The sequence below is a fragment of the Arthrobacter sp. FW306-06-A genome (assembly GCF_021870055.1).
In the GTDB taxonomy this organism is placed as follows: Bacteria; Actinomycetota; Actinomycetes; order Actinomycetales; family Micrococcaceae; genus Arthrobacter.
Genome location: NZ_CP084552.1, coordinates 1 through 22,800, shown reverse-complemented (window position 1 = coordinate 22,800; position 22,800 = coordinate 1). Strand labels below are relative to the sequence as shown.

Genomic DNA, 22,800 nt, shown 5'->3' with positions numbered 1-22,800 from the left:
GTCAGGAAACGCCAGTGAATGAGTCACCACGCGCACCGTTGCACCGGGAGGACAGCCTCCCGGTGGATAACCGGCGTGTCCTGAGCGGCCGCTACGAGCTGGGGAACCTCATTGGCCGCGGCGGCATGGCGGATGTCTACAGGGGGATGGACACGCGGCTGGGCAGGACTGTTGCCGTTAAGCTGCTCAGGCCGGACATGGCCAGGGACCCGCAGTTCCAGGCCCGGTTCAAGCGCGAGGCCCAGGCAGTGGCCGCCCTGAACCACCCGTCCATCGTTGCCATCTTCGATACCGGCGAGCACACCGTGCATGACGGCTCGGCCGAGGACGTGCGGGTGCCCTACATCGTCATGGAATACGTTGAGGGCAAGACGCTGCGTGATTTGATCCGCGCCAACGACGTCACCATCGACCAGGCCATCGACTACACCCTGGGCGTCCTTGGGGCCCTCGAATACAGCCACAAGGCCGGGATCGTGCACCGGGACATCAAGCCTGCCAACGTGATGTACTGCCCCGGCACAAACTCCGTGAAGGTGATGGACTTCGGCATTGCCCGGGCCATCGCCGACTCCTCGGCCACGATGACCCAGACCCAGGCGGTGGTGGGAACGGCCCAGTACCTGTCGCCGGAGCAGGCCCGCGGTGAAACCGTGGATGCGCGCAGCGACCTCTACTCGGCCGCCTGCCTGCTCTACGAAATGCTTACCTCGCGGCCGCCGTTCGTCGGCGATAGCCCCGTGTCCGTTGCCTACCAGCACGTCCGTGAAATCGCCGAGCCTGCCAGCAGCCTCAACCCGCAGGTGTCACCGGCGCTGGACACGGTCCTGGCCAAGGCCCTGCAGAAGAACCGGGCTGACAGGTTCCAGGACGCCGCCGCTTTCCGGCGCGCCCTGCGGGCTGCCAGGGCCGGGGTCGCAGTCCCGGCCGTGCCGGCGTCCGAGGCGCCCACCGACCCCAACGACCACGTTCCCGAAGCAGCGCCTCCCACGGAGGCATTCGCTGCCGGAGGGGCGGTGGGTTTCCTTGATAACGCGCCCACGGGGCGGCTGGCCGCCACCAACCTATTCCATGACGACGGCGGGCCGGCGGTTCCGCTGGAACTTGCGGATGAGCACCGGACTAATGGGTACGACGGCGGCGGGTACAGTCCAGCTGCCGCCTTGCCGTTAGGCCTCCCTCCGGAACGTGAGCGGACCGCACGGCAGAAGTCCCGCCGTCGTGCGTGGATTGCCACCCTGGTGATTTTCACCCTGCTGGTCCTCGCCGGGGGCGGCCTCTGGCTGTACCAAACCGTCAACCGTCCGGCGCCCGCTCCCGCCAAAGTGCAGATCCCGTCGGTGGCATCCTTGTCGGAAACTGCCGCGCTGCAGGCGCTGTACAACGCCGGGCTTCGGCCCAGGATCGCGCGCGCGGCGAACGACACGGTGCTTAAGGGGACAGCCGTCGGGACCGATCCTGCCGCCGGCGGTGCACTCGACCCGGGCGCCGAGATCATCCTCAACATCTCCGACGGGCCGAGCTCGGTGAAGATCCCGGACAGCCTCCCGGGCAAGACAGAGGCCGCTGCACGGGACATCCTGCGCCAGGCGGGCCTTGTCGGCGCCCCGTCCACCACAACCGCCAACAGCGCCACCGTTCCGGCCGGAATCGTCATCACCTCCAACCCGGCGCCAGGGCAGAGTGTTGCCGTCGGCACCAGCGTGGAACTCATCGTTTCCACCGGCAAGGTGGTTGTCCCGGAACTTCGCGCCCTTACCCGGGACGAAGCCGAAGCCGCCCTGAAGCAGCTGGGCCTGGTGCCCTCGGTGATCGAAATGGAGAACTCGCAGGTAGAGCCGGGCAAGGTCACGGACCAAAGCGATCCAGCCAACACTGCCGTGGACCAGGGAAAGACCATTACCATCGTGGTGGCGAAGGCACCGCCACCACCGCCACCACCAACGGAAACCCCCACGCCTACGGCCACACCCACCCCGAAGCCGACCAAAAAAGGCTGACGTTTCGCTGGCCGGGGACAGTTCCGTCTAGTGCTGGATCAGCGGGCTGAGCTTCGCGGCCCGGGCAGCCGCACCCTTCATGCCCAGTGATTCCAGCCAGTTGCCGAGCATCTGGTACCCGCCCTCGGTGAGCACCGACTCCGGGTGGAACTGCACCCCGCACAGCGGTGCCGTCCGGTGCTGGAGCCCCATGACCACGCCTGATGCGGTTTGCGCCGTGACTTCCAGGACGTCTGGAATCGATTCCTTGACGGCGGCCAGCGAGTGGTAGCGGGTGGCCGTGATGGGGGAGGGGAGCCCGGCGAAAACGCTGGTGCCAATGTGTTCCACCTGGGACGTTTTGCCGTGCATGAGCTCGGGAGCGTGCGTTACCTTGCCGCCGAAGGCCTCTGCCAGCGCCTGGTGGCCCAGGCACACGCCAAACATGGGGACGCTGTTTTCACCGCACCACTTGATCAGTTCAATGCTGACTCCAGCCTCCGCCGGGTTCCCCGGACCGGGCGAAATGAGAACGCCGTCACGGGTGCCGGCAAGTTCGATCGCCTCCGCCAACGTGACGTCGTCGTTGCGGACCACCGTGGTCTCGGCGCCGAGTTCCTGGAGGTAGCCCACCAGGGTGTAGACAAAGCTGTCGTAGTTATCCACTACAAGGATCTTGGTTGTAGTCATGGCTGGTCTGCAGAACCAATCGTTGAGTCGGTGAATTGGGTGAAATGGGACATCCAGGGGAAAAGGAACTGGACCGTCAGGACCAGGGCAATGAAGACCAATGCCAGCGACATGATGATCCTGACCCAGAGCGGTCCCGGGAGGTGACGGAAAATCCAGGCGTACACGGTCAGCTCCTTCCGGTGGCTGCCGCAACCTGCGCCGCGATTTCTGCCGGCGGCCCGGCCGAGGCGGGGCGCCAACTGTCCAGCAGGGCGTAGGCAATGATGCGTTCTTCCGCGCCGAAGCGGGGGTTGCAGCTGGTCATGGTGAGGTAGCTTTCGGTGGGTGCGGCGCCGGGCTGGGTGGGTACCGGTTCCAGCACATCCGTGCGGGAGGGCATCACGATCTGGTTGTTCCGGAAGACATAGACGTAGTAGCCGTCCTTGGTCTGGACGTAGATCTTGTCGCCCGGCACCAGCGTGTGGATGTTGTCCAGCACGGCCCCATGGGTCTGGCGATGGCCGGCGACGGCAAAGTTGCCCACCGCCCCGGGCATCGCCGTGTTGCTGTAGTGCCCCAGGCCAAGGGTGTCCAGGACGTCCTGGCTGGTTCCCTCGACGATGGGGCGCGTGTAGGTAGGGCCGAACCGCGGGATGTATACGATGCCGATGGTGCCGGCGTGGGCGGGAGCAGTTCCCACCACAGGCTTGCCGAAGTCTTCGGGGGCAGCGGGTTGGGCAGCAGGCGCGCTGGTTGCCGGGGCAGGTGTGGCGGTGCCCAGGTCCTTGGCGAATTCCTTGATGACCTGGCTTTGTTTGGCGTCAGACTCCACGTTGGTCCACCACAGCTGCCATGCCACAAAGAGGAGGAGGATGACGCCTGCGGTGATCAGCAGCTCGCCAAGCACCTGGATAGTGCCGCGCAGCAGGGCACGACGGGGGGCGGTCGCAGTGGCGGGCCCCGCCTTCTCCTGCAAAACCACGCGTTCCCCTCCGGGCGTTTACCCTGGCAGTGCCCCGGCCACGCCCGCACGGGCGGCCCAGCAACTGCGGCTAGAATTGGCTGCTAGTAAGAATCCAGATTTGACCAAGATCGCGCAGACCGCTGGCAATTTCCTTCTTGCAGGATACCAAGCCCGGGCCGCCGAGCTTGCCCAGCCCGTCAAGGAGAGCCAGTGCCCGAGTCAAAGCCTCGCAAGAAGACCGCCAGCACCGCCCAGCCGGCTTCCCCACAGGCTTACAAGCCCAATCCCGTCTGGTTCAAGCCTGTCATGTTCGGCCTGATGATTATCGGCCTCCTGTGGATTATCACCTTCTACATCAGTGAGGGCCGGTTTCCGGTCCAGGCCTGGCAGTCCTGGAACATCGTGGCGGGTTTCGGCATTGCCATCGTCGGGTTTTTGATGACCACCCGCTGGCGTTCCTAGCGGCACGCAGCCTGAATCAGGGAGGACTGCACTGGCTGCCGGGTCCGCGGGGGTGATCGTTGGCGAGGATGGCCTCGCCCGGCCCGCCTGGGCTGCAACCGATCCGCTCATGCGGAATTACTACGACCAGGAATGGGGACTGCCCGTCACGGACGAGCAGGGCCTGTACGAACGGATCTGCCTCGAGGGCTTCCAGGCAGGGCTTTCCTGGGCAACCATCCTGCGAAAGCGCCCTGCATTCCGTGCCGCCTTCGCCGGGTTCGATCCCGAGCAAGTCGCCTTGTTCAGCGTCGCTGACGTGGAGCGGCTGATGCAGGATCCGGGGATCATCAGGAACAGGCTTAAGATCCTCGCCGCCGTCAGGAATGCCCAGGCCACCCTGGAGCTAAGGAACGACGGCGGATTGGTGGACTTCGTATGGAGCTTCCGCCCTGCCAGCACGCCCAGGCCGCAGGCAATCACCGACATCCCCACCCAGTCGGCAGAATCCCTTGCCTTATCCAAAGCGCTCCGAAAGCGTGGCTTCTCCTTCGTGGGACCTACCACCATGTATGCGCTGATGGAGGCCGTGGGGATTGTAGACACCCATCTCCTGGGCAGCCATCGCCGGGGTTCCTCGGGCATCTGGCCTGAGTAGCGCCCTTTCCCGCCCCGCCTCCTGCAACTGCCTGTCTGTCCGTAGTGCGTCCTGGTCCGGCTATCCAGTTATCCCCAGCTGTTGGGAAAGTTATCCACACTGTGGAAAAGCAGTGCTTGCATGGCCGGGGAAACCAGGCGCGGCGGTGGGCAGCAGGGGTCCGGCGTCATCCCGCCCCTCAACCTGCTGTTATTAACAGTGTGGAATACCTGTGGATAAAGCGTTGGCCGGGCTGGGATCGGCTTCATGCACAGTAACGCCGGTGGCTAAGGACGCTCCCGCCTGACGGGATGATGGCTGGTGATGGAGACCCGATTAAAGGCATTCATTGTCACGGCAACCCAACTCACGGCGGAAAATTCTTCAGCTGTAAGGCATTGCCGCGCGACTGCCTCTGCGTGCTCCCTGGCACGGTCGTCCGGGAGCTGCGTAATGCTTTCCACGAGCCCCAGTGCCGCCCGCTCCTTGTCCGTAAACAATGCAGTCTCACGCCATGCCGGCAGGACCGCCAGCCGCTGGGAGGTCTCTCCCGCCTCTCCTGCCCTCCGCACGTGCAGGTTCAGGCAGTAGGCGCAACCGTTGATTTGTGAAATGCGGACGTTGAGCAGTTCCAGCAGGCCCCGCCCTATTCCGGCCTCTTCCGCCGTTTCCTGCACCTTGAGGCCCAATCCGCTGATGGCCTTCCACAGGGCTGGATGCTGTTTGTCCAGGTACAGATGCTCGTTGACGCTCACGGGTGTCCTTCTCGCGGTAACGGCTGGCAGGCAACCATCATAGGCAGGATGGGAACCCTGCCCGGCTGCCTGTTATCCACTTACCAACATCGCAATACCCACAAGTTATCCACAGCTGTGGGAAACAGAGTGGAAATCCCCACCGCGAAGGGCTTTTGGCCCTACTCCCACGGGTTGATCCGGCTCGGGAACTACAACTCTGTGACTTATTAACACTGTGTATATCGCTGTCGATAACTCTACGCCGGGATCAGCCGTGGGGGCTTTGGGGCTGGAAATGGCCCGTTTTTCCACAGCAGCGTCCAGAATCCCCCGCTTATCCACTTACACACAGCGATATCCCCACAGGTTATCCACAGGTGTGGAGAAACGGCCGACCCACGAGGCAGGCTGGCCAGTACAAGCCGTCAACGCTGGGGTTGGTGCATGAACTACACCTTTGTAAGTTATTAACACTGTGGATAAGGGCTGTGGAAAAAGAAAGCGACTCCGCACCTTCCGGTCCGGAGTCGCTGAGTACTGCAGGCTCGAGGGGGCTAGAGAGACACGCGCACCCAACTCACGGCGATAAGCAGCGCAAACACGGCTGCGAGGCCCAATGCCTGGATGAGGCCCCGTCGCCGCCCGCGCGGAGCGTAGGCAAGGACGGCGGCACACAGAGCGCCGGTGACCAGGCCCCCCAGGTGGGCTTGCCAGGCGATGTGGGGGATCAGGAAACCGATGACGCCGTTGATGGCGATCAGGACCCACAACTGGCGGGTATCTCCGCCGCGCTGCCGCTGGACCAGGAGCATGGCACCGAAAAGGCCGAAGATGGCGCCGGAGGCGCCCACCAGCCCCATCAGTCCCTGCCCGGGCACCAGCAGGGGGTTCATTAGCAGGTAGCCCACAGAGCCGCCGAGCGCGGAGATAAGGTACAGCGCCAGGAACCTAACGCGGCCCAGGATCGGTTCCAGGGCCTGCCCGAAGATCCAAAGCGTGTACATGTTCAGGAGGATGTGCAGCAGCGAGTTCGGCGAGTGGAGGAAAGCTGACGTGATCATCCGCCAGGGTTCGAAGGCGCCGTACTGCGGGGCCGCAAAGATGTTGTTGTAGGCGAACTGCTTGTACACCCAGTCGCCGGGAATGAGCATCTGCAGTGCGTAGACAACAACGCACGCTGCGATGATGCCGAACGTCACCAACGGCTTGCCAGTGGCAACGGCACCGCCATAGACGGTCCGCACCTCCGGCGTCGCCCGTTGTGTTTCGTTGACGCAGTCAACGCATTGGAATCCGACGGCGGCCGCCCGCTGGCAGTCGGGGCATGCCGGGCGCCCGCAGCGCTGGCAGCGCACGTAGGACGGCCGGTCCGGGTGCCGGGGGCAGACCGGAACCTGGGCGGACGGCTCAGCCGACGGAATTCCGTAACTCATGGTGGAGCGTTACAGCTGTTCGATGTCGATGCTGTTGATGGTCACGTCTTCCACCGGGCGGTCGCCCATGCCGGTGCGCACGCCCTCGATGGCGTCGACGACCTTCCTGGATTCTTCGTCAGCCACCTCACCAAAGATGGTGTGCTTGCCCTGGAGCCAGTCCGTGGGAATGGTGGTGATGAAGAACTGTGAACCGTTGGTGCCCTTGCCCATCTGGATGCCGGCGTTGGCCATTGCGAGCTTGTAGGGCTGGTTGAAGTTCAGTTCCGGGTGGATTTCGTCGTCGAAGCGGTAGCCGGGCCCGCCGGTTCCACGGCCCAGCGGGTCGCCCGCCTGGATCATGAAGTCCTTGATGATGCGGTGGAAGATGGTTCCGTTGTACAGCGGGGTGCCGGTCTTGTCCTCGCCGGTCTCAGGGTGGGTCCAGGCCTGCTCGCCGGTGGCAAGGCCCACGAAGTTCTTGACCGTCTTGGGCGCGTGGTTGCCGAAGAGGTTAACCACGATGTCGCCGAGGCTGGTGTGGATGGTTGCTTTTGCAGTTGCGATGGCAGTCATAGGCCCCATTCTTCCATGCCGGTTCGGGCCGGCCACGGCTGCGCAGTCAGTTCCGCGCTGGGTGAAATCCCCCTAAAATCCGCAGAGTGAATAGCCCGTGAAGATCTGGGCACGTAGGCTAGCGACAGAACCGTCACATTAATCGGGAGGTAGTTGTGAAGAAATCGGATCGTATTGCCCGTGACCTTGAGCAGTCGGTCACCAGCGCGGTGGTAAACGCCAAAGATTGGGCGGCTCCCCGGGTGGAGGCTGCCGTGGACTGGGCTGTTCCCCGCCTGCAGCAGAGCCTTGATACTGCATCTCCCAAGATCCAGGAGGGCCTGAAGTCGGCCGCCCATAACCTGGCAGGCGGTGTTGCCACCGTAACTCCCCGGATCCAGGACGGACTGGCCCAGTTGGCTCCCAGGATCAACGACGTTGTCGAAGGCGCATCCCCCAGGCTGCACGAAGCATTGGACAAGGCCACCCCGGTGGTCCTGAATGCGCGTGACCGGGTTGTGGTGGAGTACCTCCCCAAGCTCTCGGACCAGATCGGCGTGGCGTCCGGAGCGGTGCACCGCACCCTGGAAAGCACTCCGGCGCGGGTTGACGCCGTGGCTCAGAAGCTGGGGGACGTGGGACTCATCAACGCCATCCAGGAGCAGGCCCAGGCGACTGGAGCCCAGCTCAAGGCCGCTGCGGCCGGCGCCGGCCGCGCGGTGGACGTCCAGTTGGCCCAGCCGGAAAAGCCGAAGAAGCGCGGCTGGCTGATCTTCGGCGTGGTGGCCGCAGCCGTGGCAGCCGGCGTTGCAGCCTGGAAGGCATCCAAGCCGGTGGAAGACCCGTGGAAGACTCCTTCGCCGGTCACGCCCACTCCCGCCCCCGTTCCCTCCACCACCGTCAGCGACGTCAAGGAAACTGCTGCAGACGCCGCTGGCAATGCTGCGGCTGCAACCGGTACGGCCGCAGAAGCCGTGGCGGACAAGACCGCTGACGCAGCAGAGGCCGTCAAGGAAAAGTCTGCCGACGCCGCCGAGAAGGCCAAGCATGTGGCCGACGACGCTGCCGAAGGTGCCCAGAGCGCCGCCAAGGATGACAAGGGCAGCAGCCAGGCCTAGCTTTCCCCGCGGCACAAAAGCCTGCACCTAAAAAGGAGCTCCGTTTCACGCGGAGCTCCTTTTTTGTGCCTACGGTCCGCTTCCGGGACCGGCCCCTCGGTCCCCGGCAGGAAGAGGCCGGATGCTAGATTTGAGGTAATGCCAGCCAACCGATCCTCTGGGGATGCCGTGAACGACGCAGCCATACAGCTCCGCGTGTCCATCGTTATCCCGGCGTACAACGAGGAGAGCGTGATCCGGCAATGCCTCATCGCTGCCATCTATCAGTCCGTTCCTGCCCACGAGATCATCGTGGTGGACAACCTCTCGAAGGACCGGACCGCTGACATCGTCCGTCAAATGCAGCTGGAATATCCGGAAAGCCCCATCATCCTCCTGACCCAGGACCGGGAGCAGGGGCTTATCCCCACCCGGAACTTCGGGCTCAACTGCGCCACCGGGGACATCCTGGGACGTATTGACGCGGACTCCATCGTGGAACCGGACTGGGTGGAACAGGTTCAGAAGGCGTTCGCCGATCCGTCTGTCCAGGCCGCCACCGGCCCCGTGGTTTATTACGACATGCCGATGCGCCGCTTCGGGCTTAAGGCGGACGACAAAATGCGCCAGCTTATGTTGAAGCTGGCCAAGCACCAGTACCATTTCCTCTTCGGCTCCAACATGGCCCTGCGTGCCAGCGCCTGGGAGACCATCCGCGACGAGACCTGCCGGGACGAAAAGGACGAGATGCACGAAGACATCGATTTGTCCCTGCACCTGGCCGACCATGAGCTACCGGTGCGCTACTGGCCGCAGATGGTGTCGGGGATGTCGGCACGCCGGCTGGAGGACTCACCCCGCGACTACCGCTACTACGTCACCAGGTTTGACCGGACTTACAAGGCCCACAACGTCAAGAAGATGGCGCTGAAGGCTCCCATGGTGGTCTTCTTCTCGGTGTATTTCCCGGCCAAGCTCCTTAGGGCCATCCACACGGTGAACACGGCACAGCCGATGCGCCGCGGCGGCCAGTAGCGCTCAGTCAGTTCCCAGCTCGGCCAGGCGTTCCGACGGCGGCTCCTCCTGGGTCGCCGCCCCGCGCCTGCCGGCCCTGCCGCTCCTTTGCCCCCTGCCGTTCCTTTGACCCAGGACCACGACGGCGAGTCCCACCAGGATCAGCCCGAGCCCGGCGTACGTGCCTGCAGGCAGGGTCTCGTGCAGGAACACGGCCGCCAGCAGGGCCGCGCCGGGGATTTCCAGCAGGATGATCATGGAGACGATGAGCGGGCTCATGGTGGCCAGCAGGTGGTTGAAGGCGGTATGCCCCACCAATTGCGCGCAGACGGTAATGGCGGCGATGCCGAGCCACCCGGCAGGTTCGAAGCCGGCGAGGGGCTGGCCTGCGATCAGGGCCAGCACGGCCACCAAAGCCGCGCACATGCCGTAGCACAGCGTGGTGTAGGTTCCAGTGGTCATGCTCTGCCGTGCCTTGCCTCCGGCCAGTGTGTAAAGGCCGGCCAAGGCACCGCCGGCCATGGCCAGCAGGTCACCCACGAGGGCTTGCGGGGAGGATCCCAGATCGAAGCCGGTGATGGCCACGACGCCGCCGAACGCGATGCCCAGGCCAACCAGTACCTGCCAGCGGTGCCGGGTACCGCGGACAAGCTGGAAGACCGCAATCCAGGCCGACTGCAGGCACACCAAGGCCGTGGCCGCAGCCACGGAGGTAAGCTGCAGGGATGTGATGAAGCAGGCAAAGTGCAGGGCAAGGGCGACGGCGGCCAGTGCTGACCAGCGGAACTCGCGGCCAGTGATGCGGCCGAACTGGCGGGGCTGCCGGACCAGGGTGGGCGTGGCCATGACGGCTGCACCGATGGCATTGCGCCAGAAGGCGATGGCCAGGGCGCTGACGCTGGTGGCACCAAGGGTGGCCGCGATCAAGGGACCTGAGGAAGCGACACCCAGCACTCCCAGGGCCGCGAAGAGGAAGTTCACTGCGGCCCCCTGATACTGGTTTCCCGGCGACGATCAAAAGCAAAAGTCCCGGCCTGCGTTATACGCTGACCGGGACTTTCCTATGGTGGAGGCACGGGGACTCGAACCCCGAACCCCCTGCTTGCAAAGCAGGTGCGCTACCAATTGCGCCATGCCCCCATAAGAAGCAACCCGTCCATCATACCCTAGAACCGTGGAGCGTCTGACCGCTCCCGGAGCAGGTGTCCGGGCTAATCAACCGTATCGGTTGACTTGCTCCAGACTGTTTTCCGGGCTTCGGACTCCTGTGCTTTCCGGTAGACCAGGACGCCTGCGATTGCCGCTGCCAGTACAAGCAACTTCTTCACATGCTCCCCGTTCCGGCCAGGTACCGGACGAACCGGACCAAACCTCCGTTTGAAACCTGCACAGGTTCCGTGGGCGTACCAGGACTTGAACCTGGGACCTCTTCGTTATCAGCGAAGCGCTCTAACCGCCTGAGCTATACGCCCCGATCCCTCATCGGGCCGAGACATGACTTTACAGCACACCCCGGCCCGATCTCAAATCGGGCTTTTCCGTCGGGCCGCAGCCGCCGGAAGTGGCTTCCTAATCGTCCGTGAGGGTTACACCAATACCGCCCACCAGGGTGGCGGAGATGTTGTAGAGGACGGCGGAAAGCATCGACAGTGCAGTCAGCAGGACAACGTTGACCACGGCAATGATGGTGGCGAACGAGGCCACCTGTCCCAGCGAGGCAACCTTCTTCAGTTCAAAACCGCCGCTTTCAGAGCCGGCGAGCGTGCCGAGGAGGCTGTCCACCTGGTCGAAGATTCCGGTCAGGTCCAGGACAGTCCAGAGGACGATGGCGGCCACCACGGTGACGATGCCCAGTGCCACGGAGAGCAGGAACGCCATTTTCAGGACGGACCAAGGATCCACCTTGCTGACCAGAAGGCGCGCGCGGCGGACCTTGGCCTTGGGAGCCGGCTTGACCAGGCCGGGCGTCCCCTGGCCGGAGGATCCCTGCGCAGGGCGCTGTCCTGCCGGTGCCGGGCGCTGCCCCTGCTGGCCCTGGAGGGGGCGCTGGCCGGGCTGCACAGGGCGGTCACCCTGCTGCGGGCGCTGACCGGGGACGGCGGGCCGCTGGCCCGGCGCACCGGCGGGGGCCGCCGGGCGCTGCTGCGGACGTACGGGGGCGTTCACGCGGGGTGCCGCTGAAGGCCGGTTCCCGTCGGGAACAGTACTGTTCGGCTTGGGAAATGAGTCGGAATTACTCACTCGTTACCTCCGTGTTGTCTTCGTTCGGCTCAGCGTCGCCCGAGGCGTCCTCTGACTCTACGGCCGGTGATTCTTCTGCCATTGCTGGCGCGGCGGATTCCCCAGCGGTACCGCCATCTTCAGCCAACGTTACGTCATCACCGCCGGATTCTTCCTCCTCGAGGCCACGTTCGCTGTTGCGTGCCACCTCGATGATCCGGTCATTCTTGTCCGGTTTTGCGAAGATGACGCCCATGGTGTCGCGTCCCTTTGCGGGAACACCGGCAACGGAAGACCGGACAACCTTGCCGCCCTCCATGACCACCAGTACTTCATCCTCCTCCTGGACGATGAGTGCGCCCACCAGGTGGCCGCGTTCCTCCTGGTACTTGCCTACCTTGATGCCCAGGCCACCGCGCCCCTGCAGGCGGTATTCCTCCACCGCCGTGCGCTTGGCATAGCCGCCCTCGGTGACGATGAACACGAACGAACCGTCGGTGACGACGTCGGCGGCCAGCAGTTCGTCGTCCTCGCGGAACTTCATGCCGGTGACGCCGGACGTCGCACGTCCCATGGGACGCAGCGCATCGTCGGTTGCCGTGAACCGGATCGACTGGCCCTTGCGGGACACCAGGAAAAGATCGTCGGTTTCCGAGACGAGCTGCGCGGAGACCAATTCATCGCCATCACGCAGGTTGATCGCGATGACGCCGGCCGAACGGTTGGTGTCGTAGTCCTCCAGCCTGGTCTTCTTTACCAGGCCCCTCTTGGTGGCCAGGACCAGGTACGGCGACTGCTGGTAGTCCTTCAGGTCCAGGACCTGGGCGATATGTTCATCGGGCTGGAATGCCATCAGGTTGGCAACGTGCTGGCCCTTGGCGTCCCTGCCCGCTTCCATCAGCTCGTACGCCTTGGCACGGTAAACGCGGCCCAGGTTGGTGAAGAACAACAGCCAGTGGTGGGTGGTGGTGACGAAGAAGTGTTCCACCACGTCGTCGCCGCGCAGCTGGGCACCCTTGATGCCCTTGCCGCCGCGCTGCTGCGACCGGTAGTTGTCGCTGCGGGTCCGCTTGACGTAGCCGCCGCGGGTGATGGTGACCACCATCTCCTCTTCGGGGATCAGGTCTTCCATGGACATGTCGCCGTCGAAGCCCATGAGGATCCTGGTGCGCCGGTCATCGCCGTGCTTGTCCACGATTTCGCCCAGCTCGGTGCTGATGATCCCGCGCTGCCGCTCTTCGGAGCCAAGGATTTCCTTGTACTCGGTGATCATGGCCTCGAGTTCAGCGTGCTTTTCCTGGATCCGCTGGCGTTCCAGGGCAGCCAGGCGGCGCAGCTGCATGTCGAGGATGGCACGCGCCTGAATCTCGTCGATGTCGAGCAGTTCCATCAGCCCGTCACGTGCGGCCTCGGTGGTGCTGGAGGCGCGGATAAGGGCGATGACCTCGTCCAGCATGTCCAGTGCCTTCAGGAGGGCCCGCAGGATGTGGGCCTCTTCCTCCGCCTTGCGCAGCCGGTACCTGGTACGGCGCGCGATGACGTCCATCTGGTGCGTCACCCAGTGGCGGATGAACGCGTCGAGGCTCAGGGTGCGCGGCACGCCGTCCACGATGGCCAGCATGTTGGCCGAGAAATTGCTCTGCAGCTCGGTGTGCTTGTAGAGGTTGTTCAGCACCACCTTGGGCACGGCGTCACGCTTCAACACGATGACCAGCCGCTGGCCGGTGCGGCCGGACGTCTCGTCCCGAAGGTCCGCGATGCCCTGGATCTTGCCGTCCTTGACCAGTTCGGCGATCTTGATGGCCAGGTTGTCCGGATTGGCCTGGTATGGAAGTTCCGTGACCACCAGGCAGGTGCGTCCCTGCAGCTCCTCCACGGCAACCACGGCGCGCATGGTGACGGAACCGCGACCCGTCCGGTAGGCGTCCTCGATGCCCTTGTGCCCCAGGATGGTCGCACCGGTGGGGAAATCGGGGCCCTTGACCCGAACCAGCAGCTCCTCAAGGAGCTCCTCACGGCTGGCCTCAGGGTTGGCCAGGTACCACTGCACGCCGTCGGCCACTTCCCGCAGGTTGTGTGGCGGGATGTTGGTGGCCATGCCCACGGCAATGCCGGACGAACCGTTTACCAGCAGGTTGGGGAACCTGGCCGGCAGGATGGTGGGTTCCTGGTTCTTGCCATCGTAGTTGTCCTGGAAATCGACCGTTTCCTCGTCGATGTCCCGGACCATCTCCATGGCCAGCGGGGCCATCTTGGTCTCGGTGTACCGGGGCGCCGCGGCACCGTCGTTGCCCGGCGAGCCGAAGTTGCCCTGACCCAGCGCGAGCGGGTACCGCATGGTCCAGTCCTGGATCAGGCGCACCAGGGCGTCGTAGATCGCGGTGTCACCATGCGGGTGGTACTGGCCCATGACCTCGCCCACCACGCGGGCACACTTGTTGAAGGAACGGTCCGGGCGGTAGCCGCCGTCGAACATCGCGTAGAGCACGCGGCGGTGCACGGGCTTGAGGCCGTCCCGGACGTCGGGGAGGGCACGGCCCACGATGACGGCCATGGCGTAGTCCAGGTAGGAACGCTGCATTTCCGTCTGCAGGTCCACCTGCTCCACGCGGTCGATCAGAACGTCGCCTTCAAGAACGGTGTCCGGAGTTCCGGCCTCGGGGGCGGGATTCTCGGGTGTTTCGTCGCTCATTCTTTATTTTCCGTTTCAGGTATATGTCTGGTTCTGAATACTTTGGAGCTGGTCCTTAGATGTCCAGGAACCTGACGTCCTTGGCGTTCTGCTGGATGAAGTTACGGCGCGATTCCACGTCTTCGCCCATCAGGACGGAGAAGATCTGGTCGGCGGCAAGGGCATCGTCCATGGTGACCTGCAGCAGGGTGCGGTGATCCGGGTCCATGGTGGTATCCCACAGTTCGGTGTAGTCCATCTCGCCCAGGCCCTTGTAGCGCTGGATGCCGTTGTCCTTGGGGATGCGGCGTCCTGCTGCCTGCCCTGCCACCAGCTTGGCGTCGCGTTCTCGGTCGCTGTAGACGTAGTCGTGCGGCGCGTTGGACCACTTGATCCGGTAGAGCGGGGGCTGGGCCAGGTATACGTAGCCGTTTTCGATCAGCGGCCGCATGTAGCGGAACAGCAGGGTCATCAGCAGGGTGGTGATGTGCTGGCCGTCCACGTCCGCGTCTGCCATGAGGACGATCTTGTGGTACCGCAGCTTGGCGAGGTCGAAGTCTTCGCCGATGCCGGTACCGAAGGCGGTGATCATGGACTGGACTTCGGCGTTCCCAAGGGCTTTGTCCAGGCGGGCGCGCTCCACGTTCAGGATCTTGCCGCGCAGCGGCAGGATGGCCTGCGTTTCAGGGTTGCGGCCGCGCTTGGCGGAACCGCCGGCGGAGTCACCCTCCACGATGTAGACCTCGCACTTTTCCGGGTCTTTGGAGGAACAGTCGGACAACTTGCCAGGCATGCCGAAGGATTCAAGCGGGCTCTTGCGCCGGGCATTGTCGCGCGCCTTCCTGGCCGCCATTCGAGCCTGTGCGGCGGAAATCGCTTTGCGGATCACATCGCGGGCGGGGCCGGGGTTGCGCTCCAGCCAGTCGCCCAGCCCGTCGGTGACGACGCGCTGGACGAACCCCTTGACCTCGGAGTTGCCCAATTTGGTCTTGGTCTGGCCCTCGAACTGGGGCTCGGCCAGCTTGACGGAGATGACGGCAGTCAGGCCCTCGCGGATGTCATCACCCGTGAGGTTGTCATCCTTCTCCTTGATGATGCCCTTTTCCCGGGCGTACCGGTTGATCAGGGACGTCAGGGCAGCACGGAAACCTTCTTCGTGGGTGCCGCCCTCGTGGGTGTTGATGGTGTTGGCGTAGGTGTGCACGCTCTCGGAGTAGGCACTGGTCCACTGCATGGCCATTTCCAGGGCGATCTTGCGTTCCGTGTCCTCGGTTTCGAAGGCGATGACGTCCTCGTGGACCACTTCCACTTTCTTGCCCGAGTTCAGGTGCTTGACGTAATCCAGCAGGCCTTCGTCGTACTGGTACACCACGGTGCGGTGTTCCGCGCTGACCTCACCTTCAGTGCTGAGGTCGTCGAGGTCCAAGTCGCCGTCGGCGTCACTTGACGCGGACTCGCGCTCATCGGTCAGCGTGATGCGCAGGCCCTTGTTGAGGAAGGCCATCTGCTGGAAACGGGCCCGGAGCGTTTCAAAATCGAATTCGGTGCTTTCGAAGATTGTGGGATCCGGGTAGAACGTCTGGCTGGTACCGGTGGCATCCGTTTCTTCGCCCTTGACCAGGCTGCCCTGGGGCTTGCCGCCGTCGGCGAAAGACATCCGCCAGACGTGGCCCTGGCGCCGTACTTCGGTATCCACCCGGCTGGACAGGGCGTTGACCACGGAAATGCCCACGCCGTGAAGGCCGCCGGACACGGCGTAACCGCCGCCGCCGAACTTTCCGCCCGCGTGCAGGATGGTCATGACCACCTCGACAGTGGGCTTGTGCTCAGTCGGGTGCATGTCGACGGGAATTCCACGGCCGTCGTCAACCACTTTGACGCCGCCATCTGCCTGCAGGACTACCTCGATATGGCTGCAGTAGCCGGCCAGCGCCTCATCCACGGAGTTGTCCACCACTTCGTAGACCAGGTGGTGGAGGCCGCGGGGACCGGTGGAGCCGATGTACATGCCGGGACGCTTGCGGACAGCCTCGAGGCCTTCAAGGACAGTGATGTCACTGGCGCCGTATTCCCGTGGAGTGGCTGCCGCAGGTGGAGTATCAGGGGTGCGGCCATCCTCGACTGCTGTATCTGCTGCCAGAATATCTGTATTGTCGTTAGCCACAGGCGCTGCGACTCCTCTGTTCTCGATGATGGCCGGCCGGTTTCTCTTCCCATGGGAAAAGCCACCGGCCAACAGGCACAAACTTATGGCGCCGGTGACTTGCTGACGGTTGGTGATCCATGCTCCGCACACGGGAAGTGCGCGGAGAACGGACTGAAGTCAACGTCTCATCCGCGCCCAGTTATCTGCGTCAATTCTACCGCGAACAGGCTCATATCCCCGCATTCCAGGGCCTTCGCCCGCAGCGAATATGCCCATGCGAGGCTCTACGCCCCGCCTAGGGCGGCCCAGCGGTACGCCCTCCGGGTGCCTATACACGCTGCGGTCCCTACAGCGCCCTACACGGCCTTGGACGCAGTTTCAAGAGCTGCCGTCCGGACTATCCATACGTATCCCGCGGCCCGCGGCCGTTGACGCTGCGCCCGCCTTTGCGCCAACTAGGTGCCGAGGGGCCAAGCACCTGGATGCTGGTAACCACGCCGTCGCCCAGTTCGCGGCGGAATTTCTCGAGCAGGCTGCTGCTCAGAAGCCGAAGCTGGGTTGCCCAGGCAGTGGAATCACACCGCACGTGGAGGGTGGTATCCGTGAAGCTTTCGGGTGTGCAGTGGGCGGAAATTTCCGGCCCGACCAGGGTGGCCCACTCGGCCATGACGGATCCAACGGCCACAGGCGAGGTCCAGCCGCGCTCCGCGACAAGCCGGCCAACGACCTTTCCCAGGCCCAGCGGATCGCGGCCGGTGGCGTGGAACTGGCTGAAACCCCTGGTGTCCCGGATGCTGCCTTTGGCCTTTGCGGCACCCGGCTTCGCCACTTTCCGGCGGACTTCGCCTCTTGCGGCCGCCGCTTCGCGCATGCGGTTCAGCGCAGCCTGCGGGGCGTCGATGTTGTCAGGTTCGCGGCCTGGCTGCAGCCCGCCGCCCTGTTCACTGCTCATCGATACCTCCCGGGATGACTTTCACCCGCCGCCCGGACAGCTCTTCCGGAATATCGGCGTCGACGGCGGCGGTCACCAGGACCTGTTCCGCGCCGGAGACTATAGCCGCCAGTTTACGCCGACGCTGGACGTCCAGTTCGGCAAAGACATCGTCAAGGATGAGGACGGGAGCGGAACCGCCAGTCCGGGCATCGTCCAGCATGACGTAGTAGGAAGCGAGCCGGAGGGACAGGCACATGGACCACGTTTCCCCGTGCGAGGCGTAGCCCTTGGCGGGCGCCTGGCCGAGCATCAGTTCCAGCTCGTCGCGGTGCGGGCCAACCAGGGAGATCCCCCGTTCCAGTTCCTTCTTCCGGGATTCGGCGAATGCCCGGACATACCGTTCCGTGAGTTGTTCGACGGAGAGAAGCCGCAGGTCATCCTGTTCGTCTGGGGAACCTCCGTCCGTGGTGCGCTGGGCGCCGGAGGCCGGGACGCCGTCGTCGTCCATCTGGTTCTGGAGGGTTGAACGGTAGGTGGCGTCAGCGGGCTTTGATGCGTCGGTGAGTTCCGCATAGGCGCGGGCGAGGTGCGGGCGAAGCCGTTCCACCAGCTCCAGCCGCGCGTGCAGCAATTCCGCTCCGGCCCGGGCCATGTGCTGGTCCCACACGTCCAGGGTTGACTCATGCGCGGCGGTGAACCGCCCGGCCCGCGCCGACTTTAGCAGGGCGTTGCGCTGCTTGAGAACCCGGTCGTAGTCACTGCGGGTGGCGGAGTGGTGCGGCACGAGGCTGGCAAGCAGCTCGTCCAGGAACCGGCGCCGGTTGGACGGATCGCCCTTGACCAAGGCCAGGTCCTCCGGGGCAAAAAGGACGGTCTGGCAGATGCCCAGCAGGTCGCGGGCGCGGACGGGGTTGCTGCGGTTGATGCGTCCCCTGTTGGCGCGGCCAGCATTGATCTCCAGCTCGAGGACTGTGGTCTGGGTGCCCCGGACCAGCCGGGCGCGGACCAGTGCCCGTTCCGTGCCGAACCTCAGCAGTGGCCCATCGGAACTGACCCGGTGGGAGCTCAGTGTGGCCAGGTACCCGATCGCTTCCATCAGGTTGGTCTTGCCGATGCCGTTGGAACCCACCAGGACGGTAACGCCGGGGCCCAGGGCAAGGTCAACCTGGGCGTAACTGCGGAAGTCGGTCAGTGAAAGGTGTTCCAGATACACGCGGTTTTCGGCAATTCTGGGAACCCTGCAGGTTCCCGGTGGGTGCTACTTGGCGGGACGGGTTGCGTGGCCGCCGAACTGGTGGCGAAGCGCGGAGACCATCTTCATGGCGGGTGAAGTGTCCTCCCTTGATGCGAAGCGGGCGAACAGTGCGGCGGTGATGGCGGGGGCGGGGACGGCGTTGGCGATGGCCTCTTCCACCGTCCAGCGGCCTTCGCCGGAGTCCTCCACGTAATCGTCGATCGAGGCCAGGCCCGGGTCCTCGTCAAGGGCCTTGACCATGAGGTCAAGCAGCCAGGAACGGACAACAGTTCCCTTCTGCCAGGCCCGGAACGTGCCGGGCAGGTCGGTGACGATGTCCTTGGCCGCAAGCAGTTCGTAGCCCTCGGCATACGCCTGCATCAGTCCGTATTCGATCCCGTTGTGGACCATCTTGGCGTAATGGCCGGCACCGATGCCGCCCACGTGGACAAAGCTGTCCGCCCTCTCACCCTCCGGACGCAGAGCATCAAAAACCGGAAGCGCCCGTTTGATGTCGGCGGCGTCACCTCCGGCCATCAGGCCGTAGCCGTTCTGCAGGCCCCAGACTCCGCCCGACACGCCGCAGTCGGCGAACTGGATCCCCCTGGCGGCGAGCAGTTCGCCGTGCTTCTGGTCTTCCGTGAACCTGGAGTTGCCGCCATCGATGACAAGGTCTCCCGGCTGCAGCTTCTCGCTGAGTTCGGTGACCACTGCGTCGGTGATGGGCCCTGCCGGCACCATGACCCAGATGATCCTCGGGGCCGGAACAGCAGCGATCAGGTCATCAACGGTGGCGGCGTCGGTGACATCGGGATTCCGGTCGTACCCGGTGACCTCCACACCGCCCTTGCGAAGGCGTTCGCGCATGTTGTATCCCATTTTGCCGAGACCGATCAGTCCAATGTGCACGTGGAACTCTTTTCTGCGCGGGTGGGAACGGGAAATTTGACGTTGCTGCCAGCCGGCGTCCTTGGCTGGGCCGGTCTGGAAGCCGTCAGCCAGCTAGTTGGGCAGGCGGACGGGCATCACCAGGTAGCGGTAGTCGTCCTGGTCCTCGCCGTCGGCATCGGCCTGGGCCGTGATCATGGCGGGCTTGGGTGCCGTGGTGAAGGAGAACCGGACGAACTTGGTCTCTATGACGCTGAGGCCCTCGATGAGGTAGTGCGGGTTGAAGGCAACGGTGATGTCCTCGCCGGACAATTGGGCTTCGAGTTCCTCCGACGCCTGGGCGTCCTCACCGGTGCCGGCATCCAGGTTCAGCAGGCCGGCAGTGAAGGCGAGCCGGACAGGGGTGTTGCGCTCGGCCACGAGCGATACACGGCGGACGGCTTCCACCAGTTCCTGCGTCTGGACCGTGGCGTGGATAGGCGTGGACTCAGGGAACAGCGAGCGGATCTTGGGGTAGTCGCCGTCCACCAGCAGGGATGTTGTGGTGCGGCCGCCGCTTTCGAATCCGATAAGCCGGCTGTCGTCGTTGGACAGTGCCAGGTTGATGTCTCCGCTGTTGCCAAGGGTCTTGGCAACCTCGTTGAGGGTCTTGGCCTTGACCAGGGCGCTGGTGGAGATGCCCGGCGTGACCGGCTTCCAGGGCACTTCCCGCATTGCCAGCCGGTAGCGGTCGGTGGCCAGCAGGGTGATCAGGTCATCCTCGATCTCCATGCGGACGCCGGTGAGGATGGGAAGGGTGTCGTCCTTGCTGGCCGCGATGATGACCTGGGAAACGGCCTGGGCGAAGGCATCGCCGGGGACGGTTCCGCTGATGGCGGGAAGGGCAGGCAACGGAGGGTACTCCGCCTCCGGCATGGTGGCCAGGTGGAAGCTGCTGCGGCGGCAGGTAAGTGTGACTTTGTTGCCGTCGGTCTCAACGTCCACGGGAGCGGAAGGCAGGCTGCGGCAGATGTCGGCAAGCAGCCGGCCGGAGACCAGGATGGTGCCTTCATCCCTGATGTCCGCGGTGATTTCAAGACGTGCCGAGGTCTCGTAGTCAAAGCTGGAGAGGCTGACGGTTCCTGCTTCAGCCTTCAGGAGCAGGCCGGAGAGGACGGGCACAGGCGGCCGCGGAGACAAGGACCGGGCTGTCCAGGTAACGGCTTCTGCCAGGACGTCCCGATCGACTCTGAACTTCACGGAGGGGTGCCGCCTTTCATTGCTGCTGCCATGTAAACCCGGGAATTTCGTGCGGAAACTCCGGAAGAAGTTGGGCGCACCCCTGCTGGTGCATGGTCCGCGGAGACGGAAACCACACAGAAACCCAAGGATGGGAGCGCTGCTGACAGCTTAGCCGGAAGATCCGGGATTAACCCATCCCCCCGAAGTCCAGTCCGGCCCTTGAGGGGCCGGCAGGACCCGTTGGTGGACCTGCGCATCGATCTTGTTGTTTGAGGGACTTCGATTTTTTGGGATTCGTAGTGTTAATAACTGCTGTGGAAACTGTGGATAACCCGGTCCTGCCCCACGGTTCCGCGGTTAAGCCCTGTTCATGGAGTGTGCGTTACCTGGGTTTTAAACAGGGTGTGGATGGGGACAACGCAAAAGCGCATTTTTAACGATCCACAGGCGGCTTAAGGGTTTTAAGCCCATTAACCGCGCTTGTCCCCTTAACTATCCACAGGCTTATCCACATGCCCCTGTTAATAAGGTATAGAGTGCGGGCCGCGGTGTGCATTCAGGAGTCGCGCTGCTGCTGCTTGATCCGGTTGGTCAGCTCGGTCACCTGGTTGTAAATCACACGGCGCTCGGCCATCAGCTCGCGGATCTTGCGGTCTGCATGGATGACGGTGGTGTGGTCGCGGCCGCCAAGTTCCTGGCCGATCTTGGGAAGCGACATGTCAGTGAGCTCCCGGCAGAGGTACATGGCGATCTGCCGTGCAGTGACCAGGGTCCGGGTGCGGGACTTGCTGCAGAGTTCCTCCATGCTGAGCTTGAAGTAGTCCGCCGTCTGCTGGAGGATCTGCGCGGAGGTGATCTCCTGCGCACCGTCATCGGTAATGAGGTCCTTCAGCACCATCTCGGCAAGGGCCACATCCACCGGCTGCCGGTTCAGGCTGGCGAACGCCGTGACGCGGATCAGTGCGCCCTCGAGTTCACGAATGTTGCTGGAGATCTTCGAGGCGATGTACTCCAAAGCGTCATCCGGGGCGGAGAGGCCCTCGCTCAGGGCCTTCTTCCGGAGAATGGCGATACGGGTTTCAAGTTCCGGCGGCTGGATGTCGGTCAGCAGGCCCCATTCGAAGCGGGATTTCATGCGGTCTTCGAAGCCCGCCAGCAGCTTGGGCGGCTGGTCCGAGGTGATGACCACCTGCTTGTTGTTGTTGTGCAGGGAGTTGAACGTGTGGAAGAACTCCTCCAGCGTCCGGTCCTTGCCGGCCAGGAACTGGATGTCATCGATCAGCAGCACGTCGACGTTGCGGTACGTGGTCTTGAAGCTGGCGCCTTCATCGTCGCGGATCGAGTTGATGAAGTCGTTGGTGAATTCCTCAGAGTTGACGTAGCGGACGCGGATACCGCTGTACAAGCGCCGGGCATAGTGGCCGATGGCGTGGAGGAGGTGCGTCTTGCCCAACCCGGAATCACCGTAGATGAACAGCGGGTTGTAGGCCTTGGCCGGAGCTTCAGCGACCGCGACGGCGGCAGCGTGGGCAAAGCGGTTGGAGGAACCGATCACGAAGGTATCAAAGACGTACTTGGGATTCAGCCGGCCGAACTCATGCGAGGTGCTGGGCAGCATGGGCTGCGGCTTCTGCTCGATGAGCTGGTCGGGTGCGTACGCGGGCTCGACGACGGGCTCAGGCTCTTCGTGGATGGGAACCAGATCCGTGTCGACGTCAATGGCGCAGCGGATGTCCTCGGAGAAGACGTTGTGCAGCGCGTCGTCCAGCGCGTCCTTGACCTGGGTCTGCAGTACTTCACGGGTGAGTTCGTTGGGAACAGCCACCAGGAGGGTGGAACCGATGAGTCCCTGCGCCTGGGCAAGGATGACAAAGCCCCGCTGCCGTGGGGAAACGCGGTGGTCCTGTTCAAGCAGGCTGACAACCCGGCGCCAGGAACTTCCGACAGTATTGGCGTGGTTGGCTTCGTCTACTGTCAT

21 protein-coding genes and 2 tRNA genes are annotated in these 22,800 nt (G+C 64.0%); 5 read left to right on the top strand and 18 right to left on the bottom strand.

The window, feature by feature from the left end:
• The first annotated feature begins 14 nt into the window (after window positions 1-14).
• Window positions 15-2,000 carry a Stk1 family PASTA domain-containing Ser/Thr kinase gene (gene pknB, locus LFT49_RS00115; protein WP_272912534.1) on the top strand — a complete coding sequence of 662 codons (1,986 nt, stop codon included), beginning with the start codon at window positions 15-17 and terminating at the stop codon, window positions 1,998-2,000.
• A gap of 27 nt (window positions 2,001-2,027) precedes the next feature.
• On the opposite strand, the gene LFT49_RS00110 is transcribed toward pknB, so the two are convergent.
• From LFT49_RS00110 to LFT49_RS00100, 3 genes are read right to left on the bottom strand one after another with little or no spacing between them, the layout of a single operon-like run.
• Window positions 2,028-2,669, bottom strand: a complete 642-nt coding sequence (locus LFT49_RS00110) for an aminodeoxychorismate/anthranilate synthase component II (RefSeq protein ID WP_236800403.1) — start codon at window positions 2,667-2,669, stop codon at window positions 2,028-2,030.
• Entirely contained in the window at window positions 2,666-2,836 is a 171-nt protein-coding gene (locus tag LFT49_RS00105) for a hypothetical protein (RefSeq protein WP_237429337.1), read from the bottom strand. The genes LFT49_RS00110 and LFT49_RS00105 overlap by 4 nt, the downstream gene beginning before the upstream one ends.
• Window positions 2,837-2,838: 2 nt before the next feature.
• Entirely contained in the window at window positions 2,839-3,633 is a 795-nt protein-coding gene (locus tag LFT49_RS00100) for a class E sortase (protein ID WP_237429336.1), read from the bottom strand.
• Window positions 3,634-3,825: 192 nt separating this feature from the next.
• Here LFT49_RS00100 and LFT49_RS00095 point away from each other — a divergent pair, with 192 nt between their 5' ends.
• Together LFT49_RS00095 and LFT49_RS00090 are read left to right on the top strand one after the other, a co-directional pair.
• The gene (locus tag LFT49_RS00095) at window positions 3,826-4,077 is read left to right on the top strand and encodes a cell division protein CrgA (RefSeq protein ID WP_236800400.1); all 252 of its coding nucleotides are present in this window, start codon (window positions 3,826-3,828) and stop codon (window positions 4,075-4,077) included.
• 52 nt (window positions 4,078-4,129) lie between these two features.
• Entirely contained in the window at window positions 4,130-4,714 is a 585-nt protein-coding gene (locus tag LFT49_RS00090) for a DNA-3-methyladenine glycosylase I (protein ID WP_442863658.1), read from the top strand.
• Window positions 4,715-4,980: 266 nt separating this feature from the next.
• Here LFT49_RS00090 and LFT49_RS00085 read toward each other — a convergent pair whose 3' ends face one another.
• The 3 genes from LFT49_RS00085 to LFT49_RS00075 form a co-directional block, all read right to left on the bottom strand.
• Window positions 4,981-5,448 carry a carboxymuconolactone decarboxylase family protein gene (locus tag LFT49_RS00085; RefSeq protein WP_237429335.1) on the bottom strand — a complete coding sequence of 156 codons (468 nt, stop codon included), beginning with the start codon at window positions 5,446-5,448 and terminating at the stop codon, window positions 4,981-4,983.
• Window positions 5,449-5,984: 536 nt separating this feature from the next.
• Window positions 5,985-6,863: a rhomboid family intramembrane serine protease gene (locus LFT49_RS00080; RefSeq protein ID WP_237429334.1), complete on the bottom strand. Its 879-nt coding sequence runs from the start codon at window positions 6,861-6,863 to the stop codon at window positions 5,985-5,987.
• A 9-nt stretch (window positions 6,864-6,872) separates the two neighbouring features.
• A complete protein-coding gene (locus LFT49_RS00075; protein ID WP_236800397.1) occupies window positions 6,873-7,418 on the bottom strand; it encodes a peptidylprolyl isomerase in 546 nt (181 codons plus the stop codon).
• Window positions 7,419-7,573: 155 nt separating this feature from the next.
• Here LFT49_RS00075 and LFT49_RS00070 point away from each other — a divergent pair, with 155 nt between their 5' ends.
• Together LFT49_RS00070 and LFT49_RS00065 are read left to right on the top strand one after the other, a co-directional pair.
• The gene (locus LFT49_RS00070; protein ID WP_237429333.1) at window positions 7,574-8,515 is read left to right on the top strand and encodes a hypothetical protein; all 942 of its coding nucleotides are present in this window, start codon (window positions 7,574-7,576) and stop codon (window positions 8,513-8,515) included.
• A gap of 138 nt (window positions 8,516-8,653) precedes the next feature.
• A complete protein-coding gene (locus LFT49_RS00065) occupies window positions 8,654-9,529 on the top strand; it encodes a glycosyltransferase (RefSeq protein ID WP_236800395.1) in 876 nt (291 codons plus the stop codon).
• A 3-nt stretch (window positions 9,530-9,532) separates the two neighbouring features.
• Here the strand turns inward: LFT49_RS00065 and LFT49_RS00060 are convergent, their stop codons facing one another.
• The 12 genes from LFT49_RS00060 to dnaA form a co-directional block, all read right to left on the bottom strand.
• Window positions 9,533-10,489, bottom strand: a complete 957-nt coding sequence (locus LFT49_RS00060) for a DMT family transporter (protein WP_237429332.1) — start codon at window positions 10,487-10,489, stop codon at window positions 9,533-9,535.
• A gap of 83 nt (window positions 10,490-10,572) precedes the next feature.
• A tRNA-Ala gene (locus LFT49_RS00055) sits at window positions 10,573-10,648 on the bottom strand.
• Between the two features lie 71 nt (window positions 10,649-10,719).
• On the bottom strand, window positions 10,720-10,836 hold the full coding sequence (locus LFT49_RS00050; RefSeq protein WP_229748488.1) for a DLW-39 family protein: 117 nt from the start codon (window positions 10,834-10,836) through the stop codon (window positions 10,720-10,722).
• A 70-nt stretch (window positions 10,837-10,906) separates the two neighbouring features.
• Window positions 10,907-10,980: transfer RNA gene (locus tag LFT49_RS00045), tRNA-Ile, on the bottom strand.
• Between the two features lie 97 nt (window positions 10,981-11,077).
• Complete coding sequence (locus tag LFT49_RS00040) at window positions 11,078-11,749, bottom strand: DUF3566 domain-containing protein (protein WP_236820894.1); 672 nt, start codon at window positions 11,747-11,749, stop codon at window positions 11,078-11,080.
• Window positions 11,742-14,420: a DNA gyrase subunit A gene (gene gyrA, locus LFT49_RS00035; RefSeq protein ID WP_236800392.1), complete on the bottom strand. Its 2,679-nt coding sequence runs from the start codon at window positions 14,418-14,420 to the stop codon at window positions 11,742-11,744. Before gyrA ends, LFT49_RS00040 begins: the two co-directional genes overlap by 8 nt.
• 55 nt (window positions 14,421-14,475) lie before the next feature.
• Complete coding sequence (gene gyrB, locus LFT49_RS00030; protein ID WP_272910817.1) at window positions 14,476-16,563, bottom strand: DNA topoisomerase (ATP-hydrolyzing) subunit B; 2,088 nt, start codon at window positions 16,561-16,563, stop codon at window positions 14,476-14,478.
• Window positions 16,564-16,942: 379 nt separating this feature from the next.
• Window positions 16,943-17,497 (bottom strand): DUF721 domain-containing protein, encoded by a 555-nt coding sequence (locus LFT49_RS00025; RefSeq protein ID WP_236800391.1) that lies wholly within the window; start codon window positions 17,495-17,497, stop codon window positions 16,943-16,945.
• The gene (gene recF / locus LFT49_RS00020) at window positions 17,487-18,692 is read right to left on the bottom strand and encodes a DNA replication/repair protein RecF (protein ID WP_237429331.1); all 1,206 of its coding nucleotides are present in this window, start codon (window positions 18,690-18,692) and stop codon (window positions 17,487-17,489) included. Before recF ends, LFT49_RS00025 begins: the two co-directional genes overlap by 11 nt.
• A 45-nt stretch (window positions 18,693-18,737) precedes the next feature.
• Entirely contained in the window at window positions 18,738-19,622 is an 885-nt protein-coding gene (gene gnd / locus LFT49_RS00015; protein ID WP_237429330.1) for a phosphogluconate dehydrogenase (NAD(+)-dependent, decarboxylating), read from the bottom strand.
• Window positions 19,623-19,715: 93 nt separating this feature from the next.
• The gene (gene dnaN, locus LFT49_RS00010; RefSeq protein WP_237429329.1) at window positions 19,716-20,840 is read right to left on the bottom strand and encodes a DNA polymerase III subunit beta; all 1,125 of its coding nucleotides are present in this window, start codon (window positions 20,838-20,840) and stop codon (window positions 19,716-19,718) included.
• Window positions 20,841-21,378: 538 nt separating this feature from the next.
• Window positions 21,379-22,800, bottom strand: coding sequence for a chromosomal replication initiator protein DnaA (gene dnaA, locus LFT49_RS00005; RefSeq protein ID WP_018769876.1), 1,422 nt, complete (start codon window positions 22,798-22,800; stop codon window positions 21,379-21,381).